This window comes from Nitratireductor sp. B36 (genome assembly GCF_020833685.1).
In the GTDB taxonomy this organism is placed as follows: Bacteria; Pseudomonadota; Alphaproteobacteria; order Rhizobiales; family Rhizobiaceae; genus Nitratireductor.
Genome location: NZ_JACKZY010000002.1, coordinates 69996 through 93971 on the forward strand (window position 1 = coordinate 69996; position 23976 = coordinate 93971).

A 23976-nucleotide genomic window follows, 5' to 3' on the forward strand; every position below is an offset into this window, starting at 1 on the left:
GAGATGATGCTCACTCGGCTGCGTCGCGTTTGGGCAGTACCCAGCCCGGGCGGGGGAAATGACATGTATACCCGTTCGGGTACCGCTCCAGGTAATCCTGGTGCTCCGGTTCGGCTTCCCAGAAATCGCCTGCGGGTTCCACTTCGGTCACGACCTTGCCCGGCCAGAGACCTGAGGCGTTGACGTCGGCAATCGTGTCCTCGGCGATGCGTTTTTGTTCATCCGTCACATAGTAGATTGCCGAACGATACGACATGCCGACATCGTTGCCCTGCCGGTTCACCGTCGTCGGGTCGTGGATCTGGAAGAAAAACTCCAGCAGGCGCCGATAGCTCATCTTTTCCGGGTCGAAGATGATCTCGATGCCTTCTGCGTGGGTGCCGTGATTGCGATAGGTCGCATTCGGCACATCGCCCCCGGTGTAGCCCACACGCGTGCTGATCACGCCGGGCAGTTTGCGGATGAGATCCTGCATGCCCCAGAAGCAGCCTCCGGCCAGTACGGCACGTTCCGTCATTTCACGTCCTCCACCTGGTCGAGATAGGCACCATAACCTTCCGCTTCCATCGCGTCGCGATGGATGAAGCGAAGGGCGGCCGAGTTGATGCAATAGCGCAGGCCGCCGCGATCCACAGGCCCATCTTCGAAGACATGGCCGAGGTGGCTGTCGCCATGGGCCGAGCGTACCTCCGTGCGGATCATGCCATGGGTCGTGTCGCGCAACTCGTTGACATGAGCAGGCACGATCGGCTTTGTGAAACTGGGCCAGCCACAGCCGGATTCATATTTGTCGCTGCTTGCGAAAAGCGGTTCGCCGGAAACGATATCGACATAGATTCCGGGTTCCTTGTTGTGAAGATATTCGCCCGTGCCCGGACGTTCCGTTCCGCTTTGCTGCGTCACGTAGTACTGCTCGGGGGTGAGGCGGGCCAAGGCTTCTTCAGTCTTCTTGTAACTCATTCGCAGCTCCGGCTTCCTGATTGTTCGTCTCCATCAAGATCGGGCATTGGTGAAGTGCCCCATGCCCGCAGAGCCTGATGTAGGTATCGCGCCTGTGTAATCCCAATCATATTCGTGTGATCCTCAGGGGCAAACGACAATGTGGCTGAGGCTTTGCAGGAAACGTCGAAAAGGCTCGTGAATTTTCCTGCTTGACCTTCCATTGACTGGAAGGTTTAGAAGCGCAATCCTGAACAATAGTCATTCAGGGTGAAAACGATGAATACCCTTTCCGCCGGCGCCTCTCCGGTCACTGTAAAACGGTTCCGCATCGAGGGGCTGAGCTGTGCTTCCTGTGTCAGGCGCGCCGAAAACGCTATGGCAGAGGTCGATGGCGTGACGAGCGCCTCGGTCAATCTGGCCACCGAGACCGCCGAGGTTTCACTTCAGCCCGGGGTTGATTTTTCCAGCATCGTCAATGCGGTGGAGCGTGCCGGTTACGGCGTTCCGGCCAGCCATCTCGATATCGGCATTGAGGGCATGACCTGTGCATCCTGCGTGCGGCGCGTGGAGCAGGCCATTGCCGCTGTGCCCGGAGTGTCAAAAGTCGCGGTGAACCTTGCCACCGAAAGCGCGTCCATCGATCTCATGAGTGATGAAGCGCGCAGCGGGGTGGAAGAGGCGATCCGCAAATCCGGCTACTCGCCGGTTCTGCGCTCCGAGGGCGCTGCCGCGAGCGATGCGCATGAGAAGGCAAAGGCCACGGAGCTGCGCTCGCTCAAGCGCGATTTCACGCTGGCGGCAATCTTCACCCTGCCAATCTTCATTCTCGAGATGGGCAGCCATTTCATCCCGGGCATGCATGCCTGGCTCATGGGCATCGCCGACCGCAGCACGCTCTACATCGTTTACTTCGTTCTGGCGACCATCGTGCAGTTCGGGCCGGGCCTTCGCTTTTATCGCAAGGGATTTCCGGCGCTGATGCGCTTTGCGCCGGACATGAACTCGCTCGTCATGCTCGGTTCCACCGCAGCCTGGGCCTATTCGGTCGTGGCTACCTTTGCGCCCGGCGTTCTCCCGTCCGGCACGGTCAACGTCTATTTCGAGGCATCCGCCGTCATCGTTACGCTCATCCTGCTTGGGCGACTTCTGGAAGCGCGTGCCAAGGGCCGCACGGGCGAAGCCATCAAGCGGCTGATGGGCCTGCGCGCCAAAAGCGCCCGGGTTGAAAGGGATGGCAATTTTGTCGAGGTGCCGCTTGAAGAGGTGGTTGTCGGCGACCGGCTTCAGGTGCGTCCCGGCGACAAGGTGCCGGTCGACGGTCTGGTCGAAAGCGGTTCTTCCTATGTGGATGAAGCGATGATATCCGGCGAGCCCGTCCCGGTCTCCAAGTCCGAAGGTGACGACGTCATTGGCGGCACGATCAACAAGACCGGCAGCTTCGTCTACCGCGCCACCAAGGTCGGCTCCGACACGGTTCTGGCGCAGATCATCCGCATGGTCGAAAACGCGCAAGGCGCCAAACTGCCCATCCAGGCGGTCGTTGACCGGGTCACGGCCTGGTTCGTTCCCGCCGTCATGATCGTTGCAGCGCTCACATTCATCATCTGGCTCCTGTTTGGCCCCAATCCCGCATTGGCATTCGCACTGGTCAATGCGGTGGCGGTTCTCATCATCGCCTGCCCCTGCGCGATGGGGCTTGCAACGCCCACCTCCATCATGGTCGGCACCGGTCGTGCCGCACAGCTCGGTGTTCTCTTCCGCAATGGTGAGGCACTTCAGAGCCTGCGCAACACAAGCGTTGTCGCGTTCGACAAAACAGGCACGCTGACACTCGGTCGCCCCGCGCTCACCGATTTCATCGTGCAGGACGGTTTCGATCGTGCGGAGGTTCTCTCGCTTGTTGCTTCTGCGGAAGCCATGTCTGAACATCCGGTAGCAGACGCCGTTGTGGAGGCTGCGCAAACAGCCAATCTGGCCCTCAGGATGGTCGTCGAGTTTGATGCGGTTCCGGGCTTTGGCATCGCTGCCACTGTAGGTGGTCACAGGCTTCATGTCGGCGCCGATCGCTACATGCATAAGCAGGGCATCGAGATCGGCAAGGCTTCCACAGCGGCAGAAACGCTCGCCTCCGATGCCAAGACACCGCTTTACGCGGCGGTGGATGGTCGGCTCGCGGCTGTCATCGCGGTCGCCGACCCGATCAAGGAATCGACGCCGCGCGCCATTGCCGCTCTTCACGCGTTGGGGCTGGAAGTGGCCATGATTACCGGCGACAACCGGCACACGGCGCAGGCTATTGCCGCAAAGCTGGGCATCGACCGGGTCGAGGCGGAAGTGCTGCCAGAGGGTAAGGTCGAGGCGCTCAAGCGTCTGCGCAGGCAGGCAGGCCCGGTCTCTTTCGTTGGTGACGGCATCAACGATGCTCCCGCTCTTGCAGAAGCCGATGTCGGCATCGCCATCGGCACCGGCACGGATGTCGCCATTGAGAGCGCTGACGTGGTTCTCATGGCGGGCGATGTGACTGGCGTTGCCAATGCCATCGGGCTTTCACAGGCAACCATGAAGAACATCAGACAGAACCTGTTCTGGGCCTTCGCCTACAATGTCAGTCTCATTCCCGTTGCGGCGGGTGTTCTGTATCCGGCTACGGGCACGCTCCTTTCGCCCATGCTTGCCGCCGGCGCCATGGCTCTTTCCAGCGTCTTCGTGCTGGGCAATGCGCTGAGACTCAAGCGCTTTCAGGCTCCTCTTCCTGCCCGGATCACCGGGCAGGGGGCTGTGACGGCAGCCAATGCGAGGGCGGCAGAGGCTTCTGCCTGATCGCACTTTCTGGGGAAACCAAAAAACAGAGTCGACAGATTGGTTCGAGCAAGGCATATTGATTAAACGTTTAATCTGCTTCTGAACCGGGCTTTGATGGCTTCTCGCGCCAATCTGTCCGATATTGCCAAGGCGCTTGGCGTATCGGTTGCGACCGTTTCAAACGCGATGTCCGGAAAGGGCCGCGTGTCGCAGGAACTCGGCCGGACGATCCGCGAAAAGGCAAAGGAGCTGGGCTATGTGCCGAGCCTCGCAGGCCGGGCGCTCAGCACCGGACGCAGCCATGTGCTTGGCCTTGTTCTGGCCGACATTGCTCACCCGCTCTTTCCTCAATTCGCGCAGGCGATCGAGCACGCGGCGTCCGAGGCGGGCTACGGCGTTCTTATCGGCGACAGTCGGGGTGATGTCGAGGCTCAGTCCCGCGCCATCAACCGGCTGATTGAGCGGGGCGCCGACGGCATTGTTGTGGTTCCCCGCCATGGTACGCGCATTGGCGATATTGGCCGTCCGGTTGCGGTGATCGATTCCCCCACCACGCCGGGCAACACCGTTGCCGCCGATCACTGGAATGGCGGTCGGGAGATTGGCCGGCATTTGCTTGACCTTGGCCATCGATCGGTCGCGATCATAGGTCTCCATTCGGATTCCAATGTGCAAAACGACCGCATTGGCGGCATTCGCGAGGCTTTTGCCGGCAGGGGCGAGACACGTCTGATCTGGATAGGCGAAATGGAGCGTCGCCATGGGGCCGGTTGTTCGCTCGGTCTCGTGCGGCTGGTGGAGGAGGGTGTTACGGCTTTCGCCGCGGTGTCGGATCTTCACGCCCTTCGCGCCATCACCGAACTGCAGCAGGGCGGTATCTCCATCCCGGGCGATGTCAGCGTAACCGGTTTCGATGATCTTGTCTGGGCCGGCGTTATAGCGCCGAGCCTCACGACAATGCGAATGGATATGGAACGTATTGCCGAAATCGCCATTGCCGACCTCATTTCCCAGATCGAACAGGATGGTGCCGGGGCGGTTCCGCACGGACTGAAGGCATCTCAAGGACAGAACTGCATTCCAATGGAACTCATCATTCGTCAGTCGAGCGGGCCGAAGTTGGGGCTCCCCGCTTCTGACGAGAGGACGCCGGGCCTTCGCGGCTCGGCGTCACCCACCGTCGACCAAGTCTAGAAGAAGCACCACCAGAGAAGGAAACAATTAGATATGTTCAAGAAACTCCTGGCTTCAGGCGTCGCGCTGGCCGCACTCAGCGGTGCGGCGCAGGCGGCTGATAAAAAGCTCGTCATCTCCGTCTATGGCTTCGCCCAGGACGCTTTCAAAGAGATCGTCTATGATCCGTTCGAGGCCCAGTGCGGCTGCGAACTGGTGGTGGAGACCGGCAATTCCGTGGAGCGCCTCGCAAAGCTGGAAGCACGCAAGGACGATCCGGAAATCGACATGGCTGTTATGTCCACCCATGATGCGCTTTCAGCTGCGCGCAAGGGCATCACCCAGTCCATCGATGTCAGCCGCCTTTCGAACTATGACAAGCTCTACGACATCGCCAAGGATCCGGTGGGCGACAACATGGGTGTCGGCTACACCTTCTATGCCACGTCGATCGCCTACCGTGCCGACGAGGTGACGATCGAAAGCTGGGCCGATCTGTTCCAGGACAAGCTGAAGGGCCGCGTTGCATTTCCGAATGTGAGCACCAATCAGGGCCCGCCCGCGCTCTACATGGTCGGCAAGGCCATCGGCGATGATGCGGCAGACCTGAAGGCCGCCATCGCCGAAGTCGCCAAGAACAAGGACGACATCGTCACATTCTACGAGCGTTCCTCGCAGGTCGCACAGCTCATGCAGCAGGAAGAAATCCTGGCTGCACCCATTGGCCGGTTCGCCTGGGGCGCATACTCCAAGATGGGCTTCGACATGGCCTGGGCCACGCCGAAGGAAGGTCAGACCGGCGGCATGAATGTCATGATCCTGACCAAGGGCGCCAAGAACGAGGATCTCGCCTATGAGTTCATGGATTTCTGGCTTTCCACCGAGATCCAGACGAAGCTTGCCGAGGCGCTGGTGGACAGCCCCGCCAATTCCGAGGTGAAGGTCTCCGACGAGATCGCCGAAAACCTCACCTATGGCGCCGAGACCGTTGAGAGCCTCCAGCTTCTCGACCCGGCCGTCATCCTCGACAACCGCGAGACCTGGCTCTCGGAGTGGAATGCTCAGATCGGCCAGTAAGCCGTTAAGCTGATGCGCTGGTCCGGGGGCGGGCGGAGGGCCTGCCCCCGAACCCAACACAAGGTTCCAACACATGTTTCAGAATCGGATGGAAGGACTGGCGCTGGCGTTGCCCGCGGCGGTCTTCGCGGCGATCGTTTTTCTCGTTCCCGTGGGCATCCTGCTTTCCGAGGGCTTTCGCGCCGAGGGAAGCTGGACGCTGGCGTCCTATGCCGGCTTCTTTGAAAGCGAGCTCAACCGCACCGTCTTCTGGCGCACGCTGAAGCTCGGCGCGATCGTGACCGCCGTGTCGGCGGTCATCGGCTATGCCACGGCCTATTCCATCGTCACGCTGCCGCCCACCGCGCGCGGCCGCATGATCGGCCTCGTCGTCATGCCGCTGATGATTTCGCCCGTCGCCCGCACCTATGCCTGGATCGTCATTCTGGGCCGCACCGGCTTCGTCAACGAGACCATTGTCTGGCTCGGTCTTTCCGACACGCCCATCCGGTTCCTGTTCACCGAAACGGCCGTTTTCATCGGTCTTCTGCAGCTCTTCCTGCCGCTCATGATCCTGTCGCTGATCAGCGCGCTGGAAAACATGCCCAAGGATGCCGTGCCCGCCGCGCGCGTTCTGGGCGCAAACTGGTTGCAGGTCTTCGTCAAGGTCATCCTTCCGCTCACCAAGGAAGGGCTCGTCATCGGCGGCACGCTGGTCTTCACCGGATCGCTCACGGCCTACATCACCCCCGCCATTCTCGGCGGCTCCAAGGTCTTGATGCTGGAAACGCTGCTCTATCAGCGCGTCACCGTTGCCAACGATTTCGCCTCTGCAAGCATCATCGCCATGATCCTCATGGTCATGAGCTTCTCCGCCAACCTGCTTCTGAAACGCCTGGCCACCGCGAGGAACAAGCGATGACCTCCCGCCTTCTGTCCTACGTCACGCTGACGCTCGTCCTCATCTTCCTGCTTGGGCCGTTCGTCATCATCGTCGCGGCGGCCCTTTCGGGCGGCGAAACGCTCGCCTTCCCGCCGCAGGGCCTGTCGCTCAAATGGGTGATGAAAGTGTTCGAGGTGGAGAGCTTTAGGGCAAGCTTTGCGCTTTCCATGTTCCTCGCCATTTTCGGCACGCTCGCCGCTCTCGTGCTCGGCGTGCCGGTGGCCTATGCCGCCTCGCGCTATCGTCTGCCGTTCGGCGAGACCATCCGCACCATCGTCTCCGCCCCGATCATCGTGCCGGGCATCATCGTTGGTCTGGCGCTTCTGCGCTATCTGGTGATCCCGCTTGATGTGAGCGTCGGTCTGGCTCTGTTCATCGCCCACACGGCGCTGATCCTGCCCTATGCGGTGCGCGTGGTTTCGGCCTCGCTCGACAATCTGCGCAGCGACATCGAGGAGGCTGCGGTCATCCTCGGCTCTTCGCGGGTCGCCACCTTCTTCCGGATCGTGCTGCCCAACATTCAGAGCGGCATTCTGGCGGCCTTCATTCTGGGCTTCGTCACCAGCTTCAATCAGGTGCCGGTGTCGCTCTTCCTTTCAGGACCGGGCGTGCGCACGCTGCCCATCGACATGATCTGGTACATGGAAATCACCTATGATCCGTCGGTGGCCGCTCTCGCCGCGCTGCTCGCCTTCCTTTCCATTTCCATCGTTTTCCTCGCGGAACGTTTCCTGGGGTTCTCCCGCTATGTCTGATGAAACCTATCTCGATCTGAGCGATCTCACGCTCGCCTATGGCAAGACCGTCGCGGTCGAAAGCCTCAACCTCTCCATCCGCAAGGGCGAGCTGATTGCGCTGCTCGGCCCCTCCGGTTGCGGCAAGACCACCACCATGCGCGCCATCACCGGCCTTCTGCGTCCGGCGTCCGGCAAGATCACGCTGGATGGCGCGGACATCACCTATGTGCCGGCCAACAAACGTCATGTCGGTCTGGTGTTCCAGTCCTATGCGCTGTTCCCGCACCTGACCGTGTTCGAGAACGTCGCCTTCGGCCTGCGCCTGAAGAAGCTCCCCACGGTGGAGATCAACCAGCGGGTCGAGGCCGGCCTCGCCATGGTCGGGCTCGGAAAATTCCACAGCCGCAAGCCGGCGGAACTCTCCGGCGGTCAGCAGCAGCGCGTGGCGCTTGCCCGTTCGCTGGTCATGGAGCCCAAGGTTCTGCTGCTCGACGAGCCGCTGTCCAACCTCGATGCGCGCCTGCGTCTGGAAATGCGCACCGAGTTGCAGCGCGTCCAGCGCGAGAGCGGCGTCACCATGGTCTTCGTCACGCATGACCAGAACGAGGCGCTGGCGCTGGCCGACCGCATTGTCGTCATGAAGGAAGGCGCAATCGAACAGGTCGGTTCGCCCGAGGATGTCTACAACCGTCCTCGTTCGCGCTTCGTTGCCGATTTCGTCGGCTTTGAAAACATCTTTGCCGTCAAGGACGGGAAGATCGTCACGGACAATGGCGCAGTGGATCTCGCCGGTGCGTCTGCCGTCAATGCGCCGGGGCTTGCCTGGCGTCCGCATATGGTGACCCTCGGGGAGGGGCGTTTTGAAGGCGAGGTGCTCGGCGCTGCCTTTGCCGGCGGTTCGCGCGAATATCTCCTGAAGAGCCCGCTCGGCCCCATCAAGGCCGAGATGGATGCATCCGCCCCCGCTTTCGAGCCGGGCAGCACAGTTGCCTTCGACCTGCCGCCGGAGCGCGCCGCCGTTCTCGAACGCATGTAGAAAGGGAGCGTCCGCCTTGGTCTGGATCGACACGGATATGGGCTTCGACGACATTCTGGCGGTGATGATGGTCGCCGCCTCGTCGAAGCCGATCGCCGGCGTCTCGCTGGTGTTCGGCAATGCGCCGATGGACGCGGTGCGCGCCAATGCCGCCGGAGCCGTATCGCTGCTTGGCTGGCGCTTCCCGATCCACACCGGCGCGGAACGGGCGATCCTGGGCGGGGTGGAAACACCCGCCCATGTTCTCGGGCCCACCGGCATTCCCACCCGTGGGCGCAGCCTTCCTCAAGCCGAGGCGTTACCGCGCACCGATGCGCTTGCGGCCCTGACCGCGTGGCTTGAAGGGCTCGATGCGCCGGGCGAAATCCTGGCGCTTGGGCCGCTTACCAACATCGCGATCCTGTCGCTCGCCCGCCCGGATCTGCTTTCAAAGATCGACAGCGTGACCTGGATGGGCGGCGGCGCGACGCGCGGCAACCACACGGCGTCCGCCGAGTTCAACGCCTTCGCCGATCCGGAGGCCGTTGCCATCGTTTTCGCAAGCGGCATTTCGCTTCGTGTTGCCGATCTCGATCTCTGCCGTCAGGTGCTCGTCGGCCCTGAAGATGTGGATGTCGTGCGCGCCGTTGGCACGCAAAAGGCAGAAATTCTCGCCGATCTTCTTGGCGCCTATGTCGACATTGCGCTCAACAGCGGACGGAGCGCCATGGCCCTTTACGATCCCACCGCCGCCGCCGCCTTTGTCGCGCCCGACGCCTTCGTCTTCGAAGACGCGGAGGTGACGATGGAGCTTGCCGGCGCGCACACGCGTGGCCGCACCATTGTCGACCAGCGCCCGCATGTGAAACCCAACGCCCTGTGGGGCATGCGCGCCGATGCCGCCCGCGTTCGCGCGCTGGCGCTCGACGCCCTCGTGGAGGCAGCCCGCTTATGACCGCCGAACCCCGCGATCTGAACGATCCTACCCTGCGCGACCGCGCCGTTGCCGCAGCACGCGGCGATGCGCCGTTTGATCTTCTCATTCGCGGCGGCACGTTGCTCGATGCAGTGACGGGCGAACTGCGTCCCGCCGATATCGGCATTGTTGGCGCGCTCATCGCCAGCGTCCACGAGCGAGGCGCGCGCGACGACGCAGCCGAGATCATCGAAGCGGAAGGCCTCACCATCACGCCCGGCCTGATCGACATGCACATGCATGTGGAAAGCTCCATGATCACGCCTGCGGCCTATGCGCAAGCCGTGCTGCCGCGCGGCGTCACCACCGTTCAGTGGGACCCGCACGAATTCGCCAATGTGCATGGGCTCGATGGCGTCAGCTGGGCGCTGGAGGCGGCAGCCGATCTGCCGCTACGCATGATCGTGCTCGCGCCGTCCTGCGTTCCCGCAGCCCCCGGTCTCGAAATGTCCGGTGCGGATTTTGGCGGGGCCGAGCTAGCCGACATGCTGGCGCGTCCCGGCATTGGCGGCGTAGCCGAGGTCATGAACATGCGCGGCGTCATCGACCGCACCGCGCCCATGCGCGATGTGGTGCAGGCCGGCCTTGAAAGTGGCAAACCCGTCTTCGGCCATGCCCGCAGCCTTGCTGGCGCAGACCTCAACGCGTTCATGGCCGCCGGTGTTAGTTCCGATCACGAACTCGTCTCCGGCAACGATCTGATGGCCAAAATGCGCGCCGGCCTCGCCATAGAGATGCGCGGCTCGCACGACCACCTCCTGCCGGAATTTGTCGAGGCGCTGAACGCGCTCGGGCATCTGCCTTCCACGGTCACGCTCTGCACCGACGACGTTTTCCCGGATTCACTTCTCAACGAAGGCGGGCTTGACGATGTGGTGCGCCGTTTGGTGCGCTACGGCATGCAGGCCCCCTGGGCCATTCAGGCGGCAACGCTCAATGCCGCGCACCGGCTCGCGCGCCCCGATCTCGGCCTTGTCGCCGCCGGTCGCCGCGCCGACATCGCGCTGTTTGACGATCTGGAGAATTTCCGCGCCGCCGCCGTCATCGCCAATGGCGTTGTGGTCGCGCGCGATGGCGCTTTGACGGCCCCGGTGAAGGCGCATTCCACCGCGCCGCTCACAGGCTCCATCAAATGCCCCATTTTCACGCCCGATGATTTTCGCCTCCGGGCTGAGGGAGAGCGTGTGCGCGTCGCCACCATTCACCGCCCCCGCTTCACCGAGTGGGGCGAGGCGGAAGCGTCGGTGCGCGGCGGCTTCGTCGTGCCGCCCGAAGGCGCGACGCTCATCAGCGTCATTCACCGTCATGGCCGCGCGGCGGCCATTCCGCGCGTGGGCTATCTCACCGGCTGGGGTTCCTGGCGCGGCGCATTCTGCACCACGGTTTCCCACGACAGCCACAACGTCACGGTCTTCGGCGGCAATGAAGAGGATGTGGCGGCAGCGGCCAACTGGGTGATCGAGGCTGGCGGCGGCATGGCCGTTGCGCAGGGCGGTCGCATCGTCGCCTCTCTGGCGCTGCCCCTGTCGGGCCTCGTTTCCGATGAACCGCTGGCCGATGTGGCGGCGGGCTTCACGGCCCTGCGCTCCGCCATGGACGACATTGTCGCCTGGGAGCCGCCCTATCTGGTGTTCAAGGCCTGTTTCGGCGCGACGCTCGCCTGCAATGCCGGCCCGCACCAGACCGATCTCGGCATTGCCGACAATGCCCGCCCCGCTGTTCTGGAAACGCCAATTCTTGAGGTGCTGGGATAGGTTTCAGAAGCCGGCGCTCGCCCCTCATCCTCACCTTCTCCCCGTGAACGGGGAGAAGGGGGCATAGACGCAGTATTTAAAATACTGAGCGAGAGAAAATCCGCGCTTTCCTTCTCCCCGCAGGCGGGGAGAAGGTGCCGGCAGGCGAATGAGGGGCCGGCGCCCAAGTCAACCAATCAGGCCGCGAGTTCCTGCTCCACCAGCGTCGTCCAGAATTTTACGCCGGTGCCGATCGCCCCGTCATTGAAGTCATAAGCCGTGTTGTGGTGCAGCGCGCCATCCACCGCCGGGCCATTGCCGAGCCACACATAGGCCCCCGGCACGTCCTGGGAGAAGAACGCGAAGTCGTCGCCCGCCGTCGAAGGCGGAAAGTCGGTGCGCACCTTGTCTCCGCAAACGGCCTGTGCCGCCGCCAGCGCACGCGCCGTCGCATCCGCATCGTTCACCACGGGGGGGATGCGGCGGATGAAGCGGTATTCCGCTTTGATGCCAAACATCGCAGCCACGCCATTCGCCAGCCGGCCGATCTCTTCTTCCAACTGGTCGCGCACACGCGGCGTATAGGCGCGGGCGGTTCCTGCTATGTCGATGAAATCGGGGATCACGTTGAGCGCCTTGGGGTCGCCCGCCTGCACCGAGCAGGCGCTCACCACGGCCGGCTGCAATGGGTCCACCACACGGCCGACAATCGTCTGCAGGCTCGCAAGAAAATGCCCGCCCGCCGTCACCGGGTCCTTGCCCAGATGCGGTTTTGCGCCATGGGTGCCGACGCCGCGAAAACGCACCTGCCAGCTGTCGGAAGAGGCAAGCTGCGGTCCGGCCACCACGGCCATCTCGTCGGTGTCGAGGCCGGGCATGTTGTGCAGGCCATAGACCGCATCGCAGGGGAAAAGCTCGAACAGCCCGTCTTCCACCATGCGTTTTGCGCCGCCCCGGCCTTCTTCCGCCGGCTGGAAGATGAAGTGCACCGTGCCGGAGAAATTGCGTGTCCGCGCCAGTTCGCGCGCCGCGCCCAGAAGCAGCGTCGTGTGTCCGTCATGTCCGCAGGCGTGCATCTTGCCGGGCACGGTGGATTTGTAGGGCCGGTCGGCGGTTTCGGGCATGGCGAGCGCGTCCATGTCGGCGCGCAGGCCGATGGTGCGCGGGCCATTGCCCACCGTCAGCGTGCCCACCACGCCGGTGCCGCCAAGGCCGCGATGCACCTTCATGCCGGTCTCTGTCAGATGTTCGGCGACGATCTGGCTGGTGCGCTCTTCCTCGAAGCCCAGTTCGGGATGTGCGTGCAGGTCGCGTCGCAATGCGACGAGAAAATCGAGCTCCGCACGAACATCCTCGTTAACAGCCATCAATACGCCCTTTCCATTTATGCGTCTGCCCGGATAAAAGATGCCTTCCGCAGCAAGGCGGCCGGCGTGGAGATCGTTGCTCTGTCCGGAAACAGAAATCCAAGGTGAAAACAGCTCATTCTTAACGCGGGGCCCTTCGGCAGACAATGACGCATTCCGATTTCCAGATCGATCCCCAGGCATTCTGGCAGGAGCTCGAACCGGCAGGAACCTTTGAGCGCGCCCCGCGCGGCGGCCATAAGGGTTTCTTCCCCGCGGAGCTGCCCGATGGGCGTCAGCTCGGCCTCCCGATCCGCGTTCTTTCGGGCGGCGAGCGGGCGCTTGCCTCGCTCATCGTCAACCAGGCAAGCTTCACCGTTTCCGACGCGCTGGCAAAGGCGCTGGCCGAAAAGGCGTCTGCCTTCAGGCCGGATGTCGTTATCGGCCTGCCCACTCTCGGCCTGACGCTTGCCTCTCAGGTCGCCCGTGCGCTCGGTCACAGCCGCTATGTGCCGCTCAGCACGTCGCGCAAGTTCTGGTATGAGGAAGAGCGTTCGGTTCCGCTGCGCTCCGTCACCAGCCCCGATCAGCAGAAACGCCTTTACGTGGACCCCCGCATGCTGCCGCTCATCGAGGGTCGCCGCGTGCTCCTGGTGGATGATGTCATCAGCACCGGCAGCTCCATTCTGGCCGGTCTGAAGCTCCTCAAGCTTTGCGACATCGAGCCCGTCGCCATCGGTGCGGCCATGCTCCAGACCACGCGCTGGCGCGACGCGCTTTCTGCCGAGGTCGAAGGCATTGCAGACCGTGTGGTCGGTGTGTTTGAAACACCCGCACTTGTGCCAACCCCTGAGGGCGGCTGGTTGCCGGAAGTCTGACTGCCTCTTGCCATCACCGGTTTCCCGCGCCATCATGTTGCGATGCAGCATAACCGGTTCAGCACATGAGAGACACGGGAGCAGAAGCGAGCGCGCAGGCAATGGCGCCCGCCAGATTGCAAAACGGTCTCGGCCAGCTCCTTGGCTCCATATACCCACAGCATGATCGAGCCTTGCTTGCCGAACAGGCGCTGGCGGCTTTTTTCGGTCAGGATGGCAGGCCGCGCAGGCGTGGCCGGGTGCCAGCAAATTCTTTATGGAGCGAAAAGGACAACTACGTCATCACCTATGGCAACACGCTGGTGGATGGCGAACACAAGCCCCTCGATCTGTTGCACGATTTTTCCGAGCGCTATCTGGCGGGCGTCTTCACAGGCATTCACATCCTGCCCTTCTTTCCGTTCACTTCGGATGATGGGTTCGCCGTTACCGACTATCGCGAGGTGAACAGCCAGTTGGGCGACTGGGCCGATATTTCGCGCATTGCGGGCCATTTCCGTCTCATGTCCGATCTGGTGATGAACCATTGCTCCAGCCAGAGCCGCATGTTCTCGGATTTCCTGCAGGGCCACGAACCGTGGGACCGGTTCTTCAAGGTGGCGAACCCTGAAGATGATCTGAGTGCGGTGGTGCGACCCCGTACGCATCCACTCCTGCGCGCCTTTGAGACCGACCACGGCATCAAACATGTCTGGTGCACATTCAGCCACGATCAGGTGGATTTCGATTTTTCCAATCCGCGTGTCCTATTCGAGTTTCTCGACATCATCCGCGAGCATATCGAGCGTGGCGTACGCACCATTCGCCTCGATGCGGTGGCCTTCCTCTGGAAGGAGATCGGCACACGCTGCATCCATTTGCGCCAGACGCATGAGATCATCCGCCTTATCCGGCTCTTGTGCGATTACCGCGTAGAGCCGATCGTTCTCATCACCGAGACCAATGTTCCGAATGTCGAGAACCTCAGCTATTTCGGCAACCGCAACGAAGCGCACATGATCTACAATTTCGCGTTGCCGCCGCTTCTTCTCCATGCGTTGTTGGGCGGCACGTCAAAATATCTCAACGCCTGGCAGATGGCGATGCCGCCGGCGCAGCTCGGCTGTGCCTATTTCAATTTTTCCGCCTCGCATGATGGCATTGGCCTGCGACCCGCCGAAGGTCTCATTCCTGAAGAAGAGATCCTGCAGGTCATCGACACGGTGCAGGGATTTGGCGGCCGGGTTTCCTATTATGCTCGCCCGGATGGCGACAGGCCCTATGAACTGAATGTGGCCCTGTTTGACGCCTTTGCCGGAACCCATGAAGGGACCGACGACCTGCAGGTGGAGCGCTTTCTTTGCAGCCAGGCCATTGTCATGGGGTTGGAGGGCATTCCCGCATTTTACATCCACTCCCTGCTCGCAACGCGCAACGATTATGACGGTGTTGAAAAGCTGGGCTACAATCGCGCCATCAACCGGAAGCGACTGGACTACGCGATGCTGCGCAAGGAGCTTGATGATCCAAACACGCTCTCCGCCCGTGTGCTTTCGCGGCTGAAGGAGATGGTGCGCGTGCGCTCGGCGCAACCTGCCTTCCATCCCAACGCCACGCAATTCACGCTTCAGCTCGGCGAGGCCTTTTTCGGTTTCTGGCGTCAAAGCCTTGATCGGGCGCAAAGCATCTTTGCCGTTTCCAATCTCACGGCAGAGCCGCGCTCCATTCCCTCCATGGCCCTCAATCTGATCGAGGGTGATGCATGGTGCGATCTCCTGTCGGGTGAGCCGGTGGCGCAGCTTTCCGGTGAGATAGCCTTTGCTCCGTATCAGACTCGCTGGATCTCCAACCGGCAAACGGTTTCATGATCATCAGGCCGCGCCTCGTCGTGTTCAGCGACCTGGATGGTACGCTGCTGGATCACGAGACCTATGATTTCACGCCCGCTCTGCCCGCGATAAAGGCGTTGCGCGCGCGCTATGGCGCACTCATCCTTGCTTCCAGCAAAACGGCTGCCGAAATCGCGCCGCTGCGTCGCGCTCTGGATTTTTCCCACTGTCCGGCCATTGTGGAAAATGGGGCTGGCATTCTTGCTTCCGAGCGGGGCAGTCAACATGAGAGCGGTGGCCGCTACGAGGAGCTCATCGGCCATCTCGATGCTCTGCCTGCAGAGCTGCGGCGATGCTATTCCGGCTTTTCGGACTGGGATGAGCAGGAGGTGGCCGCGCGCACGGGCTTGAGCCTGGAGGGCGCGCAACTGGCCAAGCAGCGCGAATATTCCGAACCGGGCATCTGGAGCGGAACGGAAGAGGCGTTTGCCGCGTTCTGTCAGGCACTGAGCAGGAAGGGCATTCACATCCAGAAGGGCGGTCGGTTCGTCACGCTGTCGTTTGGTGGCACAAAGGGGCAAAGGGTCAGGGAGCTTCTGGCTCGGCTTGAAGACAAGCGCGTGCCAGCGATCAGCATCGCACTTGGTGATGCGCCGAATGACAGGGGCATGTTGGAAAGCGTCGACATCGCGATTGAAATTCCCAACCCTGCCCATGCGGGGGTCGGCAAGATTGCCCGTGGTGGAAGCCAGGTGCTGAGAAGAGCGCGTCTTGCGGGGCCGGCAGGCTGGAACGAAGAGATGCTCGCAGTGCTGGAAGAGATCGAATAGCGGGGAGGAACATCATGTCGGATTTCCAGCAGAGCGGCAGCGTCGCCACGCTGCACAATCTCGGCACCATTGCACCCGAAGAGATGGAGCGACAGCTCAACCTCTTCGCCGGCCGCCGCAAGATCACGCTCATCCTACCGTCGCTGTTTTCAGAGCTTGAAGCCCCGGCGCTTGGCAAGATCGTCGATGAGCTTTGCCAGGTGGATTACATCAATCACATCGTCATAGGTCTGGACCGGGCAGACGAAGAGCAATTTCGCTTCGCCCGGGATTATTTCTCCCGTTTGCCGCAAAAGCACTCGATCCTGTGGAACGACGGCCCGCGCCTCAAAGCTGTTCAGGAGCGCCTCGCCTCTCTTGGGCTCGCGCCGGAAGAGCCCGGCAAGGGGCGCAATGTCTGGTATTGCATGGGCTACACGATTGCCTGCCAGGATAGCGACGTGGTCGCCCTGCATGATTGCGACATCACCACCTATTCGCGCGAAATGCTCATGCGGCTTGTCTACCCGCTGGCAAATCCCTCCTTTCCCTATCAGTTCTGCAAGGGATATTATCCCCGTATCGCCGATGGGAAACTGAATGGTCGGGTTAGCCGGCTGTTGATAGCGCCGCTTTTGCAGGCGTTGCAGCGCACCTTCGGCCACAGCGATTATGTCGAATATCTGCAGGCTTTCCGCTATCCGCTGGCGGGCGAGTTCGCCATGCGCACGTCCATCCTCCCGGACATCCGCATTCCCTCCGACTGGGGGCTGGAGATCGGCGTTCTTTCAGAAGTCTGGCGCAATCTCGGTCGTCACTCGGTCTGCCAGGTGGATATCTGCGACCGCTACGACCACAAGCACCAGCCGCTGTCGGCAGAAGATGCCGCACGCGGGCTTTCGCGCATGTCGATTGACATTTCCAAGGCGATTTTCCGCAAACTCGCGACCGACGGCATGGTGTTCAGTCAGGAGCATTTCCGCACGCTCAAGGCCACATATTACCGGCTCGCTCTCGATCTTATCGAGCGTTATTACAACGACGCCATCATGAACGGCCTGCATGTGGATCGCCACAAGGAAGAGAAGGCTGTGGAACTCTTTGCCGCGAATATCGTGGAGGCGGGGCACACCTTTCTGGAGCACCCGATGGAAACCCCTTTCATCGCCAATTGGAGCCGTGTGCAGTCGGCTGATCCGGATGTTTTGAGGCTCCTGCGCGAAAGCGTCATTGCCGACAATGCGGGTAGCCCGTCATGACTTCGCTTGCCGGGGATTACAAAGCGTCATCAGATTTGTAGTCGAGCCGTATTGTGGCGGCATTCGTGGCGTAGCGCGCACTTGAACAAGCGTGCGCACTCTGATTCCCTGATGCGGACGCGCGGGCGGAGCGATTCGTTTTCGCCGCCTGCCCCCAGGAAGGACCAAGGCCCAATGACGGACGAAAAGAAGCCCGAAATCTCTGAAATGCGCCCCAAGATCACCATCGTTGGTGTCGGTGGCGGTGGCGGCAACGCCGTCAACAACATGATCGCGCAAAACTTGCAGGGCGTGGACTTCATCGCCGCCAATACCGATGCGCAGGCACTCACCATGTCGAAGGCCGAGCGCCTCATTCAGCTTGGCGCGAACTCGACCGAGGGGCTCGGTGCCGGTTCGCTGCCGGAGATCGGCCAGGCCGCCGCGGAAGAGACCATCGACGAGATCATGGATCACCTTTCGGGCACGCATATGTGCTTCGTTACGGCCGGTATGGGTGGAGGCACGGGCACGGGTGCTGCTCCCATCATTGCCGCTGCTGCGCGCAATGCCGGGATCCTGACGGTTGCGGTCGTCACCAAGCCCTTCACCTTCGAGGGCAACCGCCGCATGGCCATTGCCGAGCGTGGCATTGAGCTTCTGCGGCAGGCGGCCGATACGGTTATTGTTATTCCAAACCAGAATCTTTTCCGCATCGCCGACGCGAAGACCACCTTTGCCGAAGCGTTCGAACTGGCCGACAAGGTTCTTTACTCGGGCGTTCGCTGCATCACCGATCTGATCGTCAAGGAAGGCCTGATCAATCTCGACTTCGCCGATGTGCGTTCGGTCATGCGCGACATGGGCCGCGCCATGATGGGCACGGGCGAGGCGACGGGCGATGCCCGCGCGATGAAGGCGGCCGAAGCCGCTATCGCCAACCCGCTTCTGGACGAAGCCAACATGAAGGGCGCACGCGGCGTGCTGGTCTCCATTTCCGGTGGCCGCGACATGACGCTGTTCGAGGTGGATGAAGCTGCCACCCGCATCCGCGAGGAAGTCGGCGACGATGCCGAGATCATCGTCGGCGCTATTTTCGACGACAAGCTGGAGGGTGTCTTCCGGGTCTCTGTCGTCGCGGCTGGGCTGGCAAGCGAGACGGATGCGCAGGCTGGAGAGAGCGGTCACGCCGAGGCACTGCGCGCCTAGATGACGCGACGATTTTCCGGGCGGCTACGTGCCGCCCGAATTTCGGAATTTGACCGGTTTTCCGTCATTCCAGAGCGAATTTCAGAATTTCAAACCGGAATTTCCCAAATTTATAAAGGTGCCCTGAAACACGGGTTGCCAACGTCCATCACCATGTTTCGTTAATCCGCGGCTGGTATCCGGAAGGTGCGGTGTTTGCCGCTCGGATCAGGAAACGGGGGCCGCTGGATGGCGAGCAGAACAGCATGGTTGAAGCGCGGGCTGGCAGCGGTCGGTCTTCTGGTGCTGGCCTGCGGACCGCTCGAGGCAGCGACATTCGCACCTGAGCGTGGGCTCAATCTTGACCTATGGGATACCTGGCCGAACGAGGCAGAGTGGTCGCGGGATGGCGTACTCCTGCCATATCCCGAATGGCGGCGGAAACTGAATACGAGCGACCTCACGCGCCTCAAGGAGACGGGGTTCGATTTTCTGCGCATGCCGGTCGACCCCATTCCATTTCTCTCTCCGAAGGCAAGGCATCTGCGTGAGCGGCTTTTGATTTCGGTGCTGGAAGCTGTCAGATCCATCAATGCGGCCGGGCTGAAGGTGATTGTCGATCTTCATCCGATTCCGCGCGGTGCCGACCGGTTCGCCGGTGTTGAAGAGCTGCTGCGCGATGATGCGCTGTTCGAGCGTTATCTGGAACTGGTGCGCGATATGGGCCGTACGCTTGCCGGCGAAGATCCAGAGCAGGTCGCATTCGAATTGATGAACGAGCCGGTGACCGGCTGCGAGGGGGCAGAGGGTGCCGCCTGGGACGAGCAACTTGGACGGCTTTTTGCAGCCGCGCGTTCTTCTGCGCCGCGCACCACACTTGTTTTATCAGGTGCGTGTTGGGGTTCGGCCGAAGGACTTTCGGCACTCAACCCGAACACCATTCCCGACAACAATATTCTCTGGGCGTTTCACTCCTATGACCCCTTTATCCTGACCACGCAGGGCGCGCTTTGGGCGGGTGATTTCATTCGCTATGTCACCGGCATTCCCTATCCGCCCCATGAACACAGGGCCGAACTGGAGCAGGCGGTGAAGAAAGCGCGGGAACGCATCCGCAACAACGCGCCCATGATGCGCCGCTCCGGAATGTTGGACTATCTCGATGAACAGATTGCAGGCGTCGATACGCCCGAGGAACTGGATGCGCAGATGGATGCACCGTTCAAGACCGTGGCGGACTGGGCGGCGCGCTATGGGGTCAATCCGGAGAACATTCTGCTTGGTGAGTTCGGTATGATCCGGCAGGAATACCAGAATCCTGATGTGATTCCCGGCGCGTGGCGAGCGGCCTACATCCGCGACATGATAGACAAGGCCGAGGAGCATGGCTTTGCCTGGTCTATCTGGGGTTATGGAGGAGCTTTCGGCATAGTCGAGGAATTTGGCGGAAACCCCGCTGAGGACGATGTGCTGCGCATGATCCGCTCACTCGAGAAATGAGCTCAGGATCTGAGTGAGGCTTCCAATGACGAAAATCGCTTTTGTGGGTACAGGCTTCGTCGCCGACTACTACATGACCACTCTGGAAAATCACCCGGGCCTGCAATTGGCGGGTGTGTGGGACCGTGACGATGAGCGCCTCGCCCAATTCTGCGCTTTCCATAAAGTGCGCGCCTATAACAACATTGAGGCCCTTCTGGACGACCCGGATGTGAGGATCGTTGTCAATCTGACCAACCCTGAGAGCCATTATGCGGTCAACAGGGCGTGTCTTGAAGCCGGCAAGCACGTCTATTGCGAGAAGCCGCTGGCCATGCATTTTGACGAGGCAGAAGCGCTGGCAGGACTGGCCGAGAGCCGAAAGCTCACCCTTTGCTGTGCGCCGGCCAACGCCTTGAGCAAGGCGCATGGTGCCTTTGCGGAGCTGTTGTCGGAAGGCCGGATCGGCCAGCCACGCCTTGTCTATGCCGAGATGGAGGATGGTCCCGTTTTTCGGGCGGACTGGCAAAACTGGCGCAGCCGTTCCGGCGCGCATTGGCCCGGTGCGGAAGAATTCAAGATCGGTTGTACACTGGAACATGCAGGCTATGCCCTGAGCTGGCTGGCCGCTCTCTTCGGTCCGGCCACGCATCTGTCGGCCTCTTCCGCGCTTTGTTTTCCTGACAAGGGCGTTGCCGATAGCGAAACGCTTGCACCGGACTTCTCCGTTGGGCTCATCACTTTCCAGAGTGGGGTGAGGGCACGGTTGACCTGCGGGCTCGCGGCACCTCGGGATCGTTCGCTGACCGTGCTCGGAGACAGTGGCAGCCTGATCCTGCGTGACCTGTGGGACGACAATTCCCCCATTCATTTGTCTTCGCCGGGAAATGAGAGATCGTTTCTTGAACGCGCTCTCAACTTCATCGAGCACAGGTTCGGGCGCACCCTCCCGGTTCGGGTGCTTCCGGGACGGCGTGTATCCAGCCAACCGGCAGGAAAAAAGCGGACGCTGCCATCGTACCCTTCGCAGATAGACTTCATGGGCGGCATCGCTGAACAGGCTGCCGCGCTGGAAGAGGGACGAACCCCGTTTTTCTCCGGGAAAGTGGCATTGCACCTCACGGAGCTTGTCCTTGCGCTCAATGCCGGGGAAAATGACTACACGCCGAAGACCGGTTTCGATTTCAGCCCGCGCTGGAGCGGATCCTGAGAGATCAGGGCCGCCGGTTTTCTTCCCTTAAAACGGTTTCGATGATCTCCAGCGTGCGGGCGCTGTCGAGCGGGTGCATGACGGGGTGGTATGTCTTGCGCGCACGGATGGCACTGGATGCCGCTTCGATCTCGAATTGAAGACCATGACCACTATAGGGAAAACTGTGTTTGCGAATGCCGGGCAGAGGCAGCCTCGATACGAGTTTGCGGATCGCACGAGCCGAGGCAGAACGTCCCGGGATCGTGGCGAGGCGCGCCGCAAACCCGGCTGAGCATTGCAAAACGTCCCGCGCAGCGATGAAGGGTGCAGGCAGCACCAGCACTCCCCTGCTTCCCTCGACGATGAAGCAGTTGTCGCCCTCATGATCGAACGCGCAGGAGAGAGTGCCGACGACGTCATTTTTGAAACGCAGTGTGAGAGATGCCGCGCGATCCACACCGGTCGGGGCCGCCTGCCATTCCCCGCTGATTTCGACAGGGTCTCCCATCAGAAAGCGGGCAAGCGACACGCCGTAAACGCCCAGATCGAGCATTGCTCCACCGCCCCGCTCTTTCGAATAAAAGCGGCTTTCAGGGTCATAGGGATGGTGAAAGGCCAGCATGCCTCGCAGGCTTGAAACCTCGCCGATGGCGCCATTCTCGATCAGCGTTTTTGCTTTCGTGATGGCAGGCAGAAAGCGTGTCCACATGGCCTCCATCAGGAAAACGCCTCGCTCCGCAGCAAGCGCAGCCAGACGCGTGGCCTCCGCGCTCGTCGCAACAAGCGGTTTTTCCACCAGAACCCCTTTGTCACTCTCGATCGCTGCGCTTGCCGCCGCGAAATGCGTGTCGTTGGGTGTCGCCACATAGACGGCTTCCACCTTGTCGTCCGCCAGAAGGTCCGCATAGGTGTCGTAGGCGGAAACCTGGCTTCCGTGGCGAGCCGCAAAAGCGCCGGCCTTGTCTGCATGTCGTGAAGAAACCGCTGAAAGCACGGCACCGCGGCAAAGGCCGAGATCGCTGGCAAATTGCTGGGCCATCGTTCCCGTGCCGACAATACCCCAGCGAACGGGCTCCACGGATTTTTCGGACATTGTCACAGGCTCGCAGTTTACGGGTGGAGCAGGGGATTTCAGGTTAGAAGCATCAGGTTAACGCCCCTATAAGCCGAGCTCACAGCCGGGCGCGCGTGCTGTGGGGCGTTGCGAGCAACAGGCTTGTTTCGCTGTTCACGATGCCGGGGATGAGCCGGATCCGCCGTAGCACCGCATCGAGATCGGTGAGAGTGGATGCCCCAAGTTCCAGGACGATATCCCAGCGGCCATTGGTGGTGTGGATCGCCGAGACCTCCGGAAATCCTTCCAGCGCATGGATTACCCGGTCAGTGGATCGCCCTTCAATTTCCACCATGGTGATGCCGCGCACCGGGGCCTCTACCGTGTCGGCACGCAGGATGACCGTGTAGCCGACAATGTGCCCCGCCTTTTCCAACCGCTGCATGCGCGCACGCACCGTGGCACGTGAAGTGCCCAGATCCATGGCCAGATCGGAAATGCTGCGTCGCGCATCATGACGCAGCAAGATGATCAAACGTTCGTCCAGCTCGTCCATGATGTCTCAAAACGTTCTCCAGATTGATCAAAATGATAAGCCAATATGCATTTTTTGACAAATTGGCTTGTTCGTTCTGCCGGCAATCCGAGCTCCTATAGTGCTGATTTCCGACAGGGCGGTATTGGTATGCATTGCAAGATATTGGGGGTACCGGTCCAGGACGGCGCGGGGCGCATGGGCTGCGAGATGGGCCCGAGCGCATTGCGCACGGCAGGAATGGCTGCTGCCCTTCGCGAGCTTGGCCATCAGGTCACCGATCTGGGAACGGTGGTCCCAAAGCCACAAGAAATACGCGCACACGGCAACCCGGCCCTCAAGGCTCTGCCGGAGATCGTCGCGTGGACGGCTGCGATCAGCGAAGCAGCCTATGAAGCATCTGCCGATGGCATGCCGATCTTTCTCGGCGGCGATCACAGCATGGCGGCAGGGACGCTCTCCGGTGTCGCGCGCCGCGCGGAAGAGTCCGGCAGGCCACTTTTCGTGCTGTGGCTCGACGCGCATCCCGATTTCCACACACTTGAAACCACCACAAGCGGCAATCTGCACGGTGTTCCGCTGGCCTATGCGAGCGGGCAGCAGGGCTTTGAAGGCTATTTTCCGCGGCTTCACACGGCGATTGACCCGAGCCGCATCTGCGCGATGGGACTGCGCAGCGTGGACCCTGCCGAGCGTGCGGCCCTCCATCAGGCTGGCGTGACTGTCCATGACATGCGGGCGATCGACGAACATGGCCTTGCGCCGCTGCTGCGCAGCTTCCTGGAGCGGGTGGCGGCCGATGGCGGGTGGCTTCACGTCAGCCTCGATGTCGATTTTCTCGATCCGGCCATCGCGCCGGCCGTGGGCACCACCGTGCCTGGCGGCGCCACGTTTCGAGAGGCGCATCTGGCGATGGAGATGCTGCATGACAGCGGCCTTGTCACCAGCCTCGATCTCGTGGAGCTCAATCCCTTTCTCGATGAGCGCGGCCGCACGGCCACCCTGCTCGTCGACCTCACGGCCAGTCTGCTTGGCCGGCGCATCATGGACCGGCCCACAAGGAGCCATTGAA

The 23976-nt window shown here is 61.6% G+C and carries 21 protein-coding genes; 16 read left to right on the forward strand and 5 right to left on the reverse strand.

Annotation, left to right across the window (positions count from 1 at the left end):
- Positions 1-10: 10 nt before the first annotated feature.
- The gene (gene msrA / locus H7H48_RS06945) at positions 11-517 is read right to left on the reverse strand and encodes a peptide-methionine (S)-S-oxide reductase MsrA (RefSeq protein ID WP_229448247.1); all 507 of its coding nucleotides are present in this window, start codon (positions 515-517) and stop codon (positions 11-13) included.
- On the reverse strand, positions 514-960 hold the full coding sequence (gene msrB, locus H7H48_RS06950; protein ID WP_229448250.1) for a peptide-methionine (R)-S-oxide reductase MsrB: 447 nt from the start codon (positions 958-960) through the stop codon (positions 514-516). Before msrB ends, msrA begins: the two co-directional genes overlap by 4 nt.
- Positions 961-1218: 258 nt before the next feature.
- Here msrB and H7H48_RS06955 point away from each other — a divergent pair, with 258 nt between their 5' ends.
- The 8 genes from H7H48_RS06955 (at position 1219) to H7H48_RS06990 (ending at position 11398) form a co-directional block, all read left to right on the forward strand.
- Entirely contained in the window at positions 1219-3762 is a 2544-nt protein-coding gene (locus tag H7H48_RS06955) for a heavy metal translocating P-type ATPase (protein WP_229448251.1), read from the forward strand.
- A gap of 96 nt (positions 3763-3858) precedes the next feature.
- Positions 3859-4938: a LacI family DNA-binding transcriptional regulator gene (locus tag H7H48_RS06960; RefSeq protein WP_229448252.1), complete on the forward strand. Its 1080-nt coding sequence runs from the start codon at positions 3859-3861 to the stop codon at positions 4936-4938.
- Between the two features lie 33 nt (positions 4939-4971).
- Positions 4972-5994: a polyamine ABC transporter substrate-binding protein gene (locus H7H48_RS06965; RefSeq protein ID WP_229448253.1), complete on the forward strand. Its 1023-nt coding sequence runs from the start codon at positions 4972-4974 to the stop codon at positions 5992-5994.
- Between the two features lie 73 nt (positions 5995-6067).
- Positions 6068-6895 (forward strand): ABC transporter permease, encoded by an 828-nt coding sequence (locus tag H7H48_RS06970; protein WP_090328023.1) that lies wholly within the window; start codon positions 6068-6070, stop codon positions 6893-6895.
- Positions 6892-7671: an ABC transporter permease gene (locus H7H48_RS06975; protein ID WP_007008938.1), complete on the forward strand. Its 780-nt coding sequence runs from the start codon at positions 6892-6894 to the stop codon at positions 7669-7671. Before H7H48_RS06970 ends, H7H48_RS06975 begins: the two co-directional genes overlap by 4 nt.
- Positions 7664-8689 carry an ABC transporter ATP-binding protein gene (locus H7H48_RS06980; RefSeq protein WP_229448258.1) on the forward strand — a complete coding sequence of 342 codons (1026 nt, stop codon included), beginning with the start codon at positions 7664-7666 and terminating at the stop codon, positions 8687-8689. Before H7H48_RS06975 ends, H7H48_RS06980 begins: the two co-directional genes overlap by 8 nt.
- 16 nt (positions 8690-8705) lie before the next feature.
- Complete coding sequence (locus H7H48_RS06985; protein WP_255663413.1) at positions 8706-9623, forward strand: nucleoside hydrolase; 918 nt, start codon at positions 8706-8708, stop codon at positions 9621-9623.
- The gene (locus H7H48_RS06990) at positions 9620-11398 is read left to right on the forward strand and encodes an adenine deaminase (protein ID WP_229448259.1); all 1779 of its coding nucleotides are present in this window, start codon (positions 9620-9622) and stop codon (positions 11396-11398) included. Before H7H48_RS06985 ends, H7H48_RS06990 begins: the two co-directional genes overlap by 4 nt.
- A gap of 176 nt (positions 11399-11574) precedes the next feature.
- On the opposite strand, the gene H7H48_RS06995 is transcribed toward H7H48_RS06990, so the two are convergent.
- Positions 11575-12744, reverse strand: a complete 1170-nt coding sequence (locus H7H48_RS06995; RefSeq protein ID WP_229448260.1) for a M20 aminoacylase family protein — start codon at positions 12742-12744, stop codon at positions 11575-11577.
- A gap of 146 nt (positions 12745-12890) precedes the next feature.
- Here H7H48_RS06995 and H7H48_RS07000 point away from each other — a divergent pair, with 146 nt between their 5' ends.
- The 7 genes from H7H48_RS07000 (at position 12891) to H7H48_RS07030 (ending at position 21333) form a co-directional block, all read left to right on the forward strand.
- A complete protein-coding gene (locus H7H48_RS07000; protein WP_229448262.1) occupies positions 12891-13601 on the forward strand; it encodes a phosphoribosyltransferase in 711 nt (236 codons plus the stop codon).
- A gap of 65 nt (positions 13602-13666) precedes the next feature.
- Complete coding sequence (locus tag H7H48_RS07005; RefSeq protein ID WP_229448263.1) at positions 13667-15448, forward strand: sugar phosphorylase; 1782 nt, start codon at positions 13667-13669, stop codon at positions 15446-15448.
- The gene (locus H7H48_RS07010) at positions 15445-16239 is read left to right on the forward strand and encodes a mannosyl-3-phosphoglycerate phosphatase (protein ID WP_229448264.1); all 795 of its coding nucleotides are present in this window, start codon (positions 15445-15447) and stop codon (positions 16237-16239) included. The genes H7H48_RS07005 and H7H48_RS07010 overlap by 4 nt, the downstream gene beginning before the upstream one ends.
- A 14-nt stretch (positions 16240-16253) precedes the next feature.
- Positions 16254-17477, forward strand: coding sequence for a glycosyl transferase (locus tag H7H48_RS07015; RefSeq protein ID WP_223006286.1), 1224 nt, complete (start codon positions 16254-16256; stop codon positions 17475-17477).
- Between the two features lie 174 nt (positions 17478-17651).
- A complete protein-coding gene (ftsZ, locus tag H7H48_RS07020; protein WP_229448266.1) occupies positions 17652-18665 on the forward strand; it encodes a cell division protein FtsZ in 1014 nt (337 codons plus the stop codon).
- A gap of 228 nt (positions 18666-18893) precedes the next feature.
- Positions 18894-20144, forward strand: coding sequence for a glycoside hydrolase family 5 protein (locus H7H48_RS07025; RefSeq protein WP_229448267.1), 1251 nt, complete (start codon positions 18894-18896; stop codon positions 20142-20144).
- Between the two features lie 25 nt (positions 20145-20169).
- Positions 20170-21333, forward strand: a complete 1164-nt coding sequence (locus H7H48_RS07030) for a Gfo/Idh/MocA family protein (protein WP_229448269.1) — start codon at positions 20170-20172, stop codon at positions 21331-21333.
- A gap of 4 nt (positions 21334-21337) precedes the next feature.
- On the opposite strand, the gene H7H48_RS07035 is transcribed toward H7H48_RS07030, so the two are convergent.
- Together H7H48_RS07035 and H7H48_RS07040 are read right to left on the reverse strand one after the other, a co-directional pair.
- Positions 21338-22408, reverse strand: coding sequence for a Gfo/Idh/MocA family protein (locus tag H7H48_RS07035; protein WP_229448270.1), 1071 nt, complete (start codon positions 22406-22408; stop codon positions 21338-21340).
- A 79-nt stretch (positions 22409-22487) separates the two neighbouring features.
- Positions 22488-22925: an Lrp/AsnC family transcriptional regulator gene (locus H7H48_RS07040; RefSeq protein ID WP_229448271.1), complete on the reverse strand. Its 438-nt coding sequence runs from the start codon at positions 22923-22925 to the stop codon at positions 22488-22490.
- Between the two features lie 129 nt (positions 22926-23054).
- Between H7H48_RS07040 and rocF the strand changes: the two genes are divergently transcribed.
- Positions 23055-23975 carry an arginase gene (gene rocF, locus H7H48_RS07045; protein WP_229448272.1) on the forward strand — a complete coding sequence of 307 codons (921 nt, stop codon included), beginning with the start codon at positions 23055-23057 and terminating at the stop codon, positions 23973-23975.
- Position 23976 lies beyond the last annotated feature (1 nt).